Origin of the sequence: Sphingomonas sp. ERG5, assembly GCF_000803065.1 — a bacterium.
Lineage (GTDB): Bacteria > Pseudomonadota > Alphaproteobacteria > Sphingomonadales > Sphingomonadaceae > Sphingomonas.
This window is the reverse complement of record NZ_JSXI01000063.1, coordinates 229,234-241,908: the sequence shown is the minus strand read 5'-3', so window position 1 is coordinate 241,908 and position 12,675 is coordinate 229,234. Positions and strand designations below refer to the sequence as shown.

The following is a 12,675-nucleotide window of genomic DNA, read 5'->3' as shown; positions in this document are numbered from 1 at the left end:
GCCGGTTCAGGGAAAACGGGCGTGCGTGACGTTGGTCGGCCCCAGCGTGCCATTGGAACCTTTTATGCCGTTCACCTGCGTCTCGATGCTGTTCGCGACGTCGCGGATCGGGGCGCAAGCGTGCACGATTACTATCACGGCATGGACCGCATCGCATCCCGTGCCGGCCATTGGACAAGCCCCGCCGCTTTCCGCCCCGCCGCTTTCCGCCCCGCCGCCTTCCGCTCCGCCGACACGTGCGGCCAAAGGGTCGGGCTGCATTCATTGAGCATTCAGGCAATTGACTACATGCGTAGTCATGATGATTACGGGCGTAGTCAGTACGGAAGCGATTCGAATGGCAAAACGGATATGCGGTGCGGAATACCGGGTCGCGGACGTGAGTCCGGACGCAGCGCCATTCCGATTTCCAATCCATGAGTGAGGAAGTGCGTATGCCGTCATCGCCATCAGCCGCCGAGGAAAGCCGCCGTCCGCTGATCAAGCGCGGCGCGCTGACCGCGACGTTCGACCCGATCGAGATTTGCTGGAACGGGCGGCGCGTGCCGCTCTCGCCGATGGAGGCGGTGATCGTCGCGCATCTGATCAAGCGCGAACGCGCGCGTTGGGCGGACATTCGCCAGGTGCTGGTCGACCATGGCGCGGGCGGCGACACGTGCGAAGTGCTGGTGTTCCGCATCCGGCGCAAATTCGCCGCGCTGGGCGCGAGTGATCCGATCGACACGATCCGCGGCTGGGGGTTGCGCCTGCGCGTCGAGCGCGACGCGCGCGGGTCGCGTTCGTTGTGGATTGGCGCGACCGAAGTGATGGACTGGAACGCGGAAGCTTAGGTGCCCCGGAACGCGGCGAGATCGATGCCGTGGCGGGTGATCTTGTCGTAGAAGGTCTTGCGTGGAATGCCGAGGAGGGTCAGCGCCCGGGCCACGCTGCCGCCGCTGGCACGCAGCGCATCCTCGATCGCCTTGGCTTCGAACTGAGTGACGCGGGTGGGCAGGTCGGCGCCGGGCTGAAGCGGCACGGCATCGTCCGGCGCTTTCAGTCCGAGCACCGTTTCCAGCGCGAAGTTGCGCAGCTCTCGGACATTGCCGGGCCAGTCATGGCTTTGCAATTTGCGCCGCAGCGCATCGTCGAGCACGACATCGGCGGCATCGAGGCGCTGGCGGAATTCCTCGACGAATGTCGCGAACAGCGCGAGGACATCGCCGGCGCGCTCGCGGAGCGGCGGCACGCGCAAGCGCAGGACGTTGAGACGATAGAATAGATCGGCGCGGAAAGCGCCGTCCGCCACTGCCTCGGCCAGGTTGCGCTTGCTCGTCGCGACGACGCGCAGGTCGACCGGCTGGGGACGATCAGCACCGACCGGCAGGACCTCGCGTTCCTCAAGCACGCGCAGCAGCTTGGCCTGGATTGCCGGCGACATGCTGTCGATTTCGTCAAGCAACAGCGTGCCGCCATTCGATGCGGCGATGCGGCCGGCGCGCGGTAGCCGCGTGTGCGCGACACTGTCGGCGGCATGGCCGAACAATTCGGTCTCGGCCAGTGCCTCGGGCAGCGCGGCGCAATCGACCGCGACGAAGGGCCGTCCGCGCCGTGGACCAAGCCGGTGCAGCATCAGCGCGACCAGTTCCTTGCCGGTGCCGGTTTCGCCTTCGACCAGCACATCGACATCGGCCTGGGCGAGCTGGCGGATCGTCGCGCGCAAGCTGACCATCGGCGCGCTCTCGCCGATCAACGGACCGTCGCTGTCGCTCTCCGCCGCCGCGGCGCGCAGCCGGCGATTGTCGATCACCAATTGGCGCCGCTCGAGTGCCCGGGTGACGCTGGCGGTCAAATGATCGGCGGCGAACGGTTTGATCAGGAAATCGAACGCGCCATTGTGCAGCGCCGATACCGCCATGGTCACATCGCCATGCCCGGTGACCAGGATCACCGGGATGTCGGCGTCGAGCGCCCGGACATGATCGAGCAGTTGCAGCCCGTCCATCCTCGGCATGCGGATATCCGACACGACGACACCGGCGAATTCCTTGGTGATCGCGGCCAGCGCATCGGGCGCGTTTGCAAAAGGCCGTACGTCGAACCCGGCCAGGTCGAGCGCCTGCACCGTGGCGAGACGGAGCTGGTCGTCATCCTCGACGAAGATGACCGAAGTGCTGGTGTCGAACATCAGGCGCGCCTCAGGGTGAACAGGAAAATGGCGCCGCCGGACGAAGGCGAGGGCGCAAGCGCGACATCACCGCCGAACTCACGCGCGATATCGCGGGCGATGGCGAGGCCGAGACCCAGTCCCTCGGGCTTGGCCGAGGTGAAGGGGGTGAACAGCGCATCGGCGATCGCCGGATCCACGCCGGCGCCCGTGTCGGCGACCGCCACCTGGACCATCTCATCGCCGCTGACGCGGATCGCGACCTGGCGCGCCGCCTGGCCCTCGACCGCGTCGAGCGCGTTCTGCAGCAAATTGATCAGCACCTGTTCGAGCCGCACCCGGTCACCGACCACGGCAGTTTCGCGTAAGGGAACGGGCAAATCGACAGTGATCACGCCGCGCGCGCGTTCGCCGATCAGCAGCAAGGCGCCGTCAATCACTGATCCGATCGGCACCGCACCGGTCGTCGGTGTGCGCCGCCGCGCGAAGGAGCGGAGTTCGGCGGTGATCGTGCCGATGCGCGCGGTGAGGCCGACGATCTGGTCGAGATTGCCGCGTGCGGTGTCGGAGGCGCCGCGATCGAGGAAACGCATGGCGTTTTCGGCAAAGGTGCGGATCGCGGCGACCGGCTGGTTGATTTCGTGCGCGACGCCGGCAGTGATCTGACCGAGCGAGCCGAGACGGTTGGCCTGGGCCAGTTCCTCGCGCGCGGCGCGGAAGCGGCGATCGGCCTCGATCCGCTCGTGCGATTCGACCGTCAGCCGGGCATTGGCGTCGCGCAATTCGACGGTGCGGTACGCGACTTCCTTTTCCAGCGCGGCGCGCGCTTCATTCTGCAAGCGCCGCGTATCGGCGGCGCGAATGAAGAAACCGGCGGCGAGCCCGACCAGCAACAGGATCGCCGCGCCCCATAATCGCGCCCGCGTCGTGGCCGCGGCAAGCGCCGGTTCAAGCGGTTCGAGCCGGACCAGATGCGCGCCGGTCAGCGCGGCGACTTCTGTCGCGACGCGGTACCGCGCCGCGCGATTGCCCAGCGCAATGGTTGCCGAGGGTCCAGCCAGTGTCAGGGGAGCGGGAATCGGCGGTTTCGCGCCGAACTGCAAGGTGCGGCGCGCATCGGCCAGCGTCGCGGCGTCAAGATCATGGGTGGTGCGGAAGCGCCAGTCGGCGCGGCTGGTGATCAGGATCACGCCATGCGCATCGGTCACGAAGCTGATGCCGCCGGCGCGCGCCCAGGCCTGTTCGAGCCGGTCGAATTCGACCTTGACCACCACCGTGCCAAGCGCGCGCGCGCCCCGGTCGACGCGGCGCGCGAGATACAGGCCGGGGCGGCCGCTGACCGTGCCGAGCGCGAACAATTCCGATCCGCCGGTGCGCATCGCGTCCCTGAAATAGGGCCGGAAGGCGTAATTCTGCCCGACAAAACTGGTCGGCAGCCGCGCATTGCTCGACGCAAGCGTGCGGCCGTGCGCGTCGATGACATAGATCGCCTGGGCATCGGTGCGGCCGGCCAGCAATTCGAGCGTGCCGTTGAGCCGCGACTGCGCCGCCGCGTCGCCGCCATCGAGCACTGCTGCGACATCGGGATAGTCGATCAGGACCAGCGGCAGCAGCCGGAACTTCTGCAGTTCGCTGGCGAGCAGCCCGGCCTGCGCGCTGGCTGTCTGGCGCGCCGCGCCATCGGTGCTGCGGTCCGCCTCGCCCAGCGCCCAGCGCCCGCTGACCAGCACCAGCGCGGCGATGCCGGCGAGCAGCAGAACAAGGGCCAGGGTCAAGCGAGCACGGAAGCGATTCACTTGAGCGGCATATCACACATGTCGAAAAATACTGTGCGTATTATCGCACAGAACCCGGGCCTCGATTGCCGTATGGTGGAATGATAATCGATAATTATCAACAGCTTGTCCCGATACGTCGGATCGCTGGCATGGCCCGGTTGCCCGATTAGGATAGCCGGCGAGGGTCCAGCTACAAGAGGCCCGGCGCACAAGCCGCGCCGCAAGAGGGGATCCATGAAAGTCACAGCCACCACAGCGTTGCCCGGCACCGACAGCCGCAAGCCGATCTACACGCACCTGTACGTCCAGGTGCTGGTGGCGATCGCGGCAGGTGTCGTCGTCGGCCATTTCTGGCCCGCGACCGGCGAGGCATTGAAGCCGCTCGGCGATTTCTTCATCAAGCTGGTCAAGATGGTCATCGCGCCGGTGATCTTCCTGACCGTGGTCAGCGGCATTGCCGGAATGCGCGAGCTGTCGACCGTCGGACGCATCGCCGGCAAGGCGTTCGGCTATTTCCTGTTCTTCTCCACCCTGGCGCTGATCGTCGGGCTGATCGTGGCCAATCTCGTCCAGCCGGGCGCGGGGATGAATATCGACCCCGCGACGCTGCACAGCGCTGCCGTCGCCGATTACAGCCATCAGGCAGCCGAGACGAGCTTCACCGGGTTCGTGATGGCGATCGTGCCGACGACCCTGGTCTCGGCGCTGACCGAGGGATCGATCCTGCAGACCCTGTTCGTCGCGATCCTGTTCGGCGTTTCGCTGCTGCTGGTCGGACGGCCGGCGGATCCGGTGCTCGACCTGGTCGAGCGCACCGCGATCGTGGTGTTCAAGCTGGTCTCCGTGCTGATGCGTGTCGCGCCGATCGGTGCGTTCGGCGCGATCGCCTTCACCATCGGCAAATATGGCGTCGGCAGCCTGGTCAATCTCGGTGCGCTGGTCGCGACCTTCTATCTGACGTCGCTGTTCTTCGTGCTGGTGGTGCTCGGCGCGGTCGCGCGGCTGCACGGCTTTTCGATCCTCAAGCTGATCGCCTATCTCAAGGCCGAACTGCTGCTCGTGCTCGGTACGTCATCGTCCGAGGCCGCCTTGCCCAGTCTGATGGAGAAGCTGGAACGCGCCGGCTGCGACAAGGCGGTGGTCGGGCTGGTCGTGCCGACCGGCTATTCGTTCAATCTCGACGGCACCAACATCTATATGACGCTGGCCGCCCTGTTCATCGCGCAGGCGTGCAATGTCGACCTGACCTTGGGGCAGGAACTGGCGCTGCTCGGCGTGGCGATGCTGTCGTCCAAGGGCGCGGCCGGCGTGACCGGCGCGGGCTTCATCACGCTCGCCGCAACGCTGTCGATCGTGCCATCGGTGCCGGTCGCTGGCATGGCGCTGATCCTCGGCGTCGACCGCTTCATGAGCGAATGCCGCAGCCTGACCAATTTCATGGGCAATGCCGTCGCGACGATCGTCGTCGCGCGCTGGGAAAATGCGCTCGACCGCGACCAGCTGACCGCGACGCTCGCCAACCGTGGGACCACCGATCTCATGTCCTCAAATTTCGTCGCCCCAAAACTCGGCGACGACAGCGGAATCATGACCGAAAAACCATAATCGACCGGGGAGGATATATATGACCAGGGGGCTTCGTGCCGCGCTTCGCGCGGGAACAGGGCTGATTGCGCTGACCATTTCGGGCATCGCCTTTGCACAGGAGGCGCCGCCGCAGCCGATCGAGAACAGTGCGCAAGCGGCAGCGCCGGAGACCCTCCCGGACGACGCGGCGACACCGCAGCCCGAGGGCGACATCGTCGTGGTCGGCTCGCAGATCAAGGGCGCCAGCTCAACCGCGGCATTGCCGGTGACGGTGGTCAGCGCGAAGGAGATCGATGCGACCGGCGCGCTGTCGGGCGACGATTTGATCCGCTCGATCCCGCAAATGGGCGATGTCAGCTTCAATCCGTCGAACAACCCGCAGACCAGCAATGCCGCGCGCGGCGACGTCAATTCGATCAATTTGCGCAACCTTGGCACCGGCAACACATTGGTGCTGCTCAACGGTCGCCGCCTGGTGCAGCATCCGTCCAGCCAGGCCGGCGAGGGCAATGTTCCCGTGCTTGGCTATAATTCCAACGCGCTTCCCGTCGCGGGTATCGAGCGGCTCGAAATCCTGCGCGACGGCGCCGCCGCCATCTATGGCGCGGATGCGGTTGCCGGCGTCGTCAACACCGTGACCAAGACCGATTTCCAGGGCCTGACGGTCGATGGCCGCTATCAATATGCCGAGGGTACGCACCGCAAGGAATATGAGGTGACCGCGTTCGGCGGCACCAATTTCGCTGACGGGCGCGGCAACATCTCGCTGTTCGTCGATTATACCAGGCGCACCGCGCAGCTCGCCGAGGATCAGCCCTATACCGCGACCGCCGACCTGCGCTCCTATTTCGCGGACGATCCCAGATTCGCTCCCAACCTCGGCTCGGACGGGCGCGCGACGCAGTCGCCCTGGGCCAATTTCGCGGTCGTTGGCGGCCCGGGCACGATCAAGGCGGGCGCAACGTCGCTCACCAGCCTGGCCGGTGCATTCCATACCCAGTCGATCACCAGCCCGGGTTGCCTGGTCGCGGTCAATGCCGACACCTGTTATGGCTCAGGCACGCGCGCGACCGCGGGGGCGCTGCGCGAGGAGCGGTTCGACGGCGCGATCGGCACCACCGTCTCGCCGAGCATTCAGCGCTACAACAGCTTCCTGACCGCACATATCGACATCAGCGATACCGTCACCGCCTATACCGAGATCGGCTATTACCAGGCCGAGACGCACGCGATCCAGCCGCCGACGATCAATCTCAACGCGATCGTCGTCCCGGCGAGCAATTACTGGAATCCGTTCGGTCCGGTGACCTTCGCCAATGGCACGCTCAATCCGAACCGCATCCCCGGCCTGACCAACGTACCGATCGCGGGGCTTCCGGTGCGGCTATCGACCTATCGCTTCGTCGATACCGGGCCGCAATATGTCGATGTGAAGAATTGGCAGGCACGCTTCCTCGGCGGGCTGAAGGGCAGGATCGGCAGCTTCGATTTCGACACCGCCGTGCTCTATTCCAAGGCGCAGGCGACCGACCGCTCGGACGCGATCGACATGACCGCGCTGCAGCGCAGCCTCGCACTGTCCACGCCCGATGCGTACAACCCGTTCAATGGCGGCTGCTCGAAGACGCCGACCATCGGCGACTGCAACCCCTCGTCGCAGGCGGCGATCGACGCAATCAAGTTCAAGCTGCGCCGGCAATCGACCACCACGCTCAGCCTGGCCGATTTCAAACTGTCGCGGCCCGACCTGCTCCGCTTGCCCGGCGGCGATCTGGGTATCGCCTTCGGGGTCGAGGCGCGACACGAAACCCAGCGCGACGAGCGCGACGCCAACCTCAACGGCAACATTGTCTTCAAGGATTCGGTGACCGGCGAAACCTCGCTCAGCAACGTCGCCGCAGTCAGCCCGACGCCGAGCACACAGGGCGCCCGCACCGTGCTCTCCGGCTTTGCCGAGCTGGCGGTGCCGGTCGTCGGCCCGGACATGAACATCCCGCTGGTCCGCCGCTTCGACGTACAACTCGCCGGGCGTTATGAGCATTACAGCGACTTCGGATCGGTCGCGAAGCCGAAGATCGCTGCGGCCTGGGATCTGGTCGACGGGATCCGGCTGCGCGGTTCCTGGTCCAAGGGCTTCCGCGCGCCGAACCTCGAACAGACCAAGACGGAGCAATATTCACGGCTCGGATCGGCCATCGATTCCTATCGTTGCGAAGCCGATCTGCGCGCGGTGCCCAAGCCCCGTATTCCGGATTTTCCCGGCTGCCAGCGCACCGTCAGCTTTTCGATCTTCGTCAGCGGCAATCCCGATCTGAAGCCCGAGAACAGCACCAACTGGAGCGTCGGTACCGTCCTTGAGCCAAAGCTGTGGCCGCGCCGCTTCGGCAAGCTGACGCTGACTGCCGATTTCTGGTCGATCAGCCAGGTCGGCATTGTCGGCCAGTTCGGCACACAGAACGCACTGGTGCTCGATTATCTCCTGCGCATGAAGGGATCGAGCAATCCCAATGTGATCCGCGCTGCACCGAATGCCGACGACATGACATTTTTCAACGGCACCGGCCTGACCCCGGCGGGCGCCGTGACGCAGATTCGCGATCAGTTCGTCAATCTGTTGCCGCAAACGGTGCAGGGCATCGATCTCGCGCTGCTCTACAACGTCAAGAAGACCGGGATCGGCGATTTCGACCTGTCGATCAACGCCGCGCGGCTGACCAAATATTCGCGCGACACGCCGCCGTCGGTACAGGCGCTGTTCGATGCGCGTGCGGCGGGCGACATCAATGTCGCCACCCCGCTGACCGATGCGAGCGATCTGATCCAGGTGCGCGGCAAGCCGAAATGGCGCGTGACCGGGTCGCTGACCTGGACGCTCGATCAGATCCAGGTCGGCGGCTTCGCCAATCTGATCAGCTCGGTCTACGACACCAGCTTCCTCGACAATAAGGGCAACCCCTATGTCGTCGACGGTCAGACGACGTTCAATCTGTACGCGCAATATCGCTTCAAGGGCGGCGCGCTGGACGGCACGCGCATCCGGCTCGGTGCGCGCAACCTGTTCGATAAACAGCCGCCGATCACGGCGGACGGCTATCTGGGGTCGCTTTACAGCCCCTATGGCCGCCAGCTTTATGTCACTATCGGCAAGCGATTCTAAAGGGACGACATGATGATCAAGCTGTTGCTGAAGGCGGGTCTGGCATTGGCGGTGCTGGAGGCAGGCGTCGCGCCCGCCGCCGCACAGCAAAAACCGCGCACGATCCTGTTCGTCGGTAACAGCTTTACCTATGGTGGCCATTCGGCGGTGCATTATTACCGCGGCGACGCGGTGACCGACCTCAACAATGAACGCGTCGGCGGCATGCCGGCGCTGTTCAAGACCTTCACCGAACAGGCCGGGTTGAACTACGCCGTCAGCCTGGAGACGATCGGTGGCCAGGGCCTCGACCGCCATTTCCAGACCAAGCGCGCACTGCTCAACCGGGCGTGGGACGTGGTCATCCTGCAGGGCCATAGCGTGCTCGACCGCGACGCACCGGGCGATCCGCGAGTGCATGTCGCCAATGCCGGGCTGCTTGCCGCGATGTTCACCGCCGCCAATCCGGCGGTCGATGTCGAACTGATCGCGACCTGGGCGCGCGCCGACATGGTGTACAAGAAAAAGAGCCCGTGGCTGGGCAAGCCGGTCACCGTGATGACCGCCGACCTGCGCGCGGCGTCGGATCTGGCGAAACGATCGTCGCGCGACATCGACGGCGTAATCCCGGTCGGTGAAGCCTGGACCCGCGCGATGGGCGAGGGCGTGGCCGACCCCAATCCCTATGACGGCAAGCCCTTCGGCCAGGTCGATCTGTGGACTTATGACCAGTATCACGGCAGCACCTATGGCTATTATCTCGAGGCGCTGATGGTGTTCGGAAAGATCACTGGCATCGACCCACGCACGCTTGGCGACAAGGAACGCGCCGCGGACGAACTGGGCATCTCGCCGAGCGAAGCGGTCGCGTTGCAGCGCGTGGCATATGAGCAACTGGCCAAGGGATAGGCGTGGTGCCCTCGGGCCGGGGCGCTTTGACAGAGCGCGACGTAGCATCTGGTTGAGCCGCTACTGTCATCCCCGCGAAAGCCGGGATCCCGCTGCCTTGCTCCGAAGCTAGAAAAAGAAGCGGGATCCCCACTTTCGTGGCGATGACGGTGGGAAATCCACTCAATGCCGCCTGACTCGAACGCGAAGTGCCCCAATGCCGCCGCGCTCTTTCTTCGTGTCGAGAACAGGATTGCCGTTGCCCGGCCGGTGCACTGGCTTGGTGCATGGCCCCAGCCGCCATGCGGGCGTCCGATACTGCGCTCGACGCTTTAGCTGTCCTGGCGCCTGCCCATCCAGATCGTCCGGGAATCGACGCTCTCCGGCGGCGTGATGTCTGCGAAGCCCGCCTTCCGCCAGAACCGGACCGCGCGTGAATTGCCTCGATTGACGCCGACATGGATGGCGTCCACGCCGTCGGAGCCAGCTTCAGTCAGCCATGCATCCAGCAGGGCGGCGCCATGTCCGCGTCCCTGCGATCGGGGCAGCAAATTCAGGTGCAGATGTGCCGGGAAAGCGGCGACAATCTCTTGTGGCGTTCGTCCGGGGTGATGGATCATGAACTGGCGGCGCTGGTCGGCGCTCCATCCTTCCTGCGGCGTCGGCCCGGGATCGGGATAGCGCAACCGCAACGCCGGCCACCAGGCTTGCTCCAGATGATCCTCCCAGGACCGCGTGTCCGGCACGCCGAGGGCATATCCGGCGATGCCCTGATCATCTTCCGCGACCAGCGCCAAGTCCGGCTTCAGCACTGCGTATGGCGCTGAATAGATGAGGCCGATCAACCGCTTGTCGGCATAGAGGTGCGATGCGTCCGATCCCGCTTCGCCCGTGGCCAGCGAAATGGCGTATAGCGACTCCAGGTCAGCCGGCTGGTAGCGGCGTAGCGTGATCATGGGCGCATCGTAGGGCCGGAACGCCATCTTCGCCATCGGTCCAATGTCGCGCGCGGAACATGTCTGGACAGCCGCGCCGGTCACGGGCTTAACACCCGGATGCAGCCTGCCGACCTTGCGACGATCACCCGGGACGGTCCGATCATCGTGTTCGATGCCCTGTGCGTGCTGTGCGCGGCCAATGCCCGGTTCGTGCTGCGCCATGACCGTCGGCATCATTTCCGGCTCGCCTCGATGCAGGGGCCGGTCGGCGACGCGTTGTACCGCGCGCACGGCATCGATCCGACACAGCCCGAAACGCTGATCCTGGTCGATGGCGACCGGGTGTCGATGAATTCCGATGCGGTGATCGCGATCTGGTCGGGGTGTGGCTGGCCGTGGCGCGCCGCCGTCGTGCTGCGCCTCGTGCCGCATGTCATCCGCGACCCGATCTACCGGCTGGTCGCGCGCAACCGCTATCGCTGGTTCGGCCAGCGCGAGACATGCTGGCTGCCTTCGCCCGCGGATCGGAACCGCGTGCTGTGAGCGTCGTGCTGATTCTGGGCGGCTATGGCGGGTTCGGCGCGCGGCTGTCGCGACGACTGTCCATACGGGGGCATAAGGTGCTTGTCGCGGGCCGGCATGTCGACAAGGCTGCCGCGTTCTGCAGCACGATGCCCAATTGCAGCCCGGTCGAGGCGGACCGCGATGGCGATCTTGCCGCGATACTGGCGGAGCATCGGCCCGACTTGCTGATCGATGCCGCCGGGCCGTTCCAGACCAGCGGCTATCATGTGGTCGAGGCGTGCATCACCGCCGGGATCGATTATCTCGACCTGGCCGATGGCCGCGCCTTTGTCGTTGGGATCGGAACGCTCGATGCGGCGGCGCGGCAGGCCGGGGTGGTCGCCGTGTCGGGCGCGTCGAGCGTGCCTGCTCTGTCCAGTGCGGTGGTCCGCGATCTCGCGACGGGCATGGAGCAAATCATGTCGATCGAGATGGCGATCAGCGCGTCCAATCGCGCGGCGGCGGGCGCATCGGTCGCCGCCGCGATTCTGAGCTATGCCGGCAAACCGCTGACGCTATGGCGTGGCCAGCGTTGGGCGCGCGCCTTTGGCTGGCAGGAAATGGGCAGCGAACGTTTCGTGCTCGATGACGGCACGACCCTGGGGCGGCGGCTGGTCGCGCTGGCCGATATACCCGATCTCGATCTGCTGCCCGACCGGTTGCCGGGCAAACCGGCGGTCATTTTCCGCGCCGGGACCGAACTGGCGGTGCAGAATGCGACGCTGTGGCTGGCGAGCTGGCTGGTGCGGTGGCGCTGGATCAGGTCGCTGTCGGGGCTGGCGTCGTGGCTGTTGCCGCTGCAGCGGCGGATGGCAGGCTGGGGATCGGACCGGTCGGGGATGGTGGTGCGGCTGTTCGGCCTGGCCGGCGGCAAGCGGGTCGAGCGGCGCTGGACGCTGATCGCGAGCGCCGGCGATGGCCCCGAAATCCCGACGCTCGCCGCCGCATTGCTCGCCGAGCGGATCGTGGCGAAGGAACTGGCGCCCGGCGCGCGCGATGCGGGACCGATGCTGGCGCTGGCGGATTTCGAGCCGGTCTTTGCCCCCATGGCGATCCGCCACGAGACGCGACAGATCGCGCAGCCGGCGCCGCTCTATCAACGGGTGATGGGTGACGCCTTCGCCCGACTGCCGGACGAGGTGCGCCGGATGCACGAGGTGCTACGTGACGGCGGCGCACAGGGGCGCGCGACGGTCGAGCGTGGCACGCATCCGCTGGCGCGGCTGGTCGGGGCGCTGATGGGATTTCCCAGGGCGGGCGAGCATGAATTGCATGTCGGATTCCGCGAAGAGCAGGGCGTGGAGCGTTGGACACGGACCTTTTCGGGGCAGGCCTTTCACAGCAATCTCGGCGAGGAAGGGGATCGGATCGTCGAGCGTTTCGGGCCGTTGCGCTTCCATTTCGATCTGCCCGGGGATGAGCAGGGCCTGACCATGATCATGCGGCATTGGTCGATCTGGCGGATTCCATTGCCCTTGTCGCTTGCGCCGCGCACGGTCGCGCGGGAATGGGCGGCGGAGAGCCGCTTTCATTTCGACGTGCCGATCGCGCTGCCGCTGATCGGGCCGGTGATCCATTATCGCGGCTGGCTGGCGTCGGGCGTGGAATAAGGCAATGGCGGCCCCGCATGGAGCCGCC

10 protein-coding genes are annotated in these 12,675 nt (G+C 65.9%); 6 read left to right on the top strand and 4 right to left on the bottom strand.

Annotated features, from left to right (window positions below; translation table 11 throughout):
* Positions 1-6: 6 nt before the first annotated feature.
* Positions 7-261 (bottom strand): hypothetical protein, encoded by a 255-nt coding sequence (locus OO12_RS20860; RefSeq protein ID WP_034160628.1) that lies wholly within the window; start codon positions 259-261, stop codon positions 7-9.
* A 155-nt stretch (positions 262-416) separates the two neighbouring features.
* On the opposite strand from OO12_RS20860, the gene OO12_RS20855 reads away from it, so the two are divergent.
* The gene (locus OO12_RS20855) at positions 417-830 is read left to right on the top strand and encodes a hypothetical protein (protein ID WP_160296864.1); all 414 of its coding nucleotides are present in this window, start codon (positions 417-419) and stop codon (positions 828-830) included.
* Here OO12_RS20855 and OO12_RS20850 read toward each other — a convergent pair.
* Positions 827-2,167 carry a sigma-54-dependent transcriptional regulator gene (locus tag OO12_RS20850; protein ID WP_034160626.1) on the bottom strand — a complete coding sequence of 447 codons (1,341 nt, stop codon included), beginning with the start codon at positions 2,165-2,167 and terminating at the stop codon, positions 827-829. The two genes, OO12_RS20855 and OO12_RS20850, sit on opposite strands and share 4 nt — an antisense overlap.
* On the bottom strand, positions 2,167-3,921 hold the full coding sequence (locus tag OO12_RS20845) for a sensor histidine kinase (protein WP_034160702.1): 1,755 nt from the start codon (positions 3,919-3,921) through the stop codon (positions 2,167-2,169). The genes OO12_RS20850 and OO12_RS20845 overlap by 1 nt, the downstream gene beginning before the upstream one ends.
* A 237-nt stretch (positions 3,922-4,158) precedes the next feature.
* On the opposite strand from OO12_RS20845, the gene OO12_RS20840 reads away from it, so the two are divergent.
* The 3 genes from OO12_RS20840 to OO12_RS20830 are packed head-to-tail and all read left to right on the top strand — an operon-like array spanning position 4,159 to position 9,556.
* Positions 4,159-5,529 carry a dicarboxylate/amino acid:cation symporter gene (locus OO12_RS20840; protein WP_052216116.1) on the top strand — a complete coding sequence of 457 codons (1,371 nt, stop codon included), beginning with the start codon at positions 4,159-4,161 and terminating at the stop codon, positions 5,527-5,529.
* A gap of 19 nt (positions 5,530-5,548) precedes the next feature.
* Positions 5,549-8,668 carry a TonB-dependent receptor domain-containing protein gene (locus OO12_RS20835; RefSeq protein WP_034160625.1) on the top strand — a complete coding sequence of 1,040 codons (3,120 nt, stop codon included), beginning with the start codon at positions 5,549-5,551 and terminating at the stop codon, positions 8,666-8,668.
* A 12-nt stretch (positions 8,669-8,680) separates the two neighbouring features.
* Positions 8,681-9,556, top strand: a complete 876-nt coding sequence (locus tag OO12_RS20830) for a DUF4886 domain-containing protein (RefSeq protein ID WP_152616561.1) — start codon at positions 8,681-8,683, stop codon at positions 9,554-9,556.
* A gap of 311 nt (positions 9,557-9,867) precedes the next feature.
* Here OO12_RS20830 and OO12_RS20825 read toward each other — a convergent pair whose 3' ends face one another.
* A complete protein-coding gene (locus tag OO12_RS20825; protein WP_200887526.1) occupies positions 9,868-10,527 on the bottom strand; it encodes a GNAT family N-acetyltransferase in 660 nt (219 codons plus the stop codon).
* Positions 10,528-10,590: 63 nt separating this feature from the next.
* On the opposite strand from OO12_RS20825, the gene OO12_RS20820 reads away from it, so the two are divergent.
* Both OO12_RS20820 and OO12_RS20815 read left to right on the top strand, forming a co-directional pair.
* Positions 10,591-11,016 (top strand): thiol-disulfide oxidoreductase DCC family protein, encoded by a 426-nt coding sequence (locus OO12_RS20820; protein WP_034160623.1) that lies wholly within the window; start codon positions 10,591-10,593, stop codon positions 11,014-11,016.
* Positions 11,013-12,647 carry an SDR family oxidoreductase gene (locus tag OO12_RS20815; protein WP_034160699.1) on the top strand — a complete coding sequence of 545 codons (1,635 nt, stop codon included), beginning with the start codon at positions 11,013-11,015 and terminating at the stop codon, positions 12,645-12,647. Before OO12_RS20820 ends, OO12_RS20815 begins: the two co-directional genes overlap by 4 nt.
* The last annotated feature ends 28 nt before the right edge of the window (positions 12,648-12,675 follow it).

Excerpts from the sequence above, each read along its gene's own strand:
- OO12_RS20860 (WP_034160628.1), bottom strand. The coding sequence starts at position 261 with ATGCAGCCCGACCCTTTGGCCGCACGTGTCGGCGGAGCGGAAGGCGGC.
- OO12_RS20855 (WP_160296864.1), top strand. The coding sequence starts at position 417 with ATGAGTGAGGAAGTGCGTATGCCGTCATCGCCATCAGCCGCCGAGGAA.
- OO12_RS20850 (WP_034160626.1), bottom strand. The coding sequence starts at position 2,167 with ATGTTCGACACCAGCACTTCGGTCATCTTCGTCGAGGATGACGACCAG.
- OO12_RS20840 (WP_052216116.1), top strand. The coding sequence starts at position 4,159 with ATGAAAGTCACAGCCACCACAGCGTTGCCCGGCACCGACAGCCGCAAG.
- OO12_RS20835 (WP_034160625.1), top strand. The coding sequence starts at position 5,549 with ATGACCAGGGGGCTTCGTGCCGCGCTTCGCGCGGGAACAGGGCTGATT.
- OO12_RS20830 (WP_152616561.1), top strand. The coding sequence starts at position 8,681 with ATGATCAAGCTGTTGCTGAAGGCGGGTCTGGCATTGGCGGTGCTGGAG.
- OO12_RS20825 (WP_200887526.1), bottom strand. The coding sequence starts at position 10,527 with ATGGCGAAGATGGCGTTCCGGCCCTACGATGCGCCCATGATCACGCTA.
- OO12_RS20820 (WP_034160623.1), top strand. The coding sequence starts at position 10,591 with ATGCAGCCTGCCGACCTTGCGACGATCACCCGGGACGGTCCGATCATC.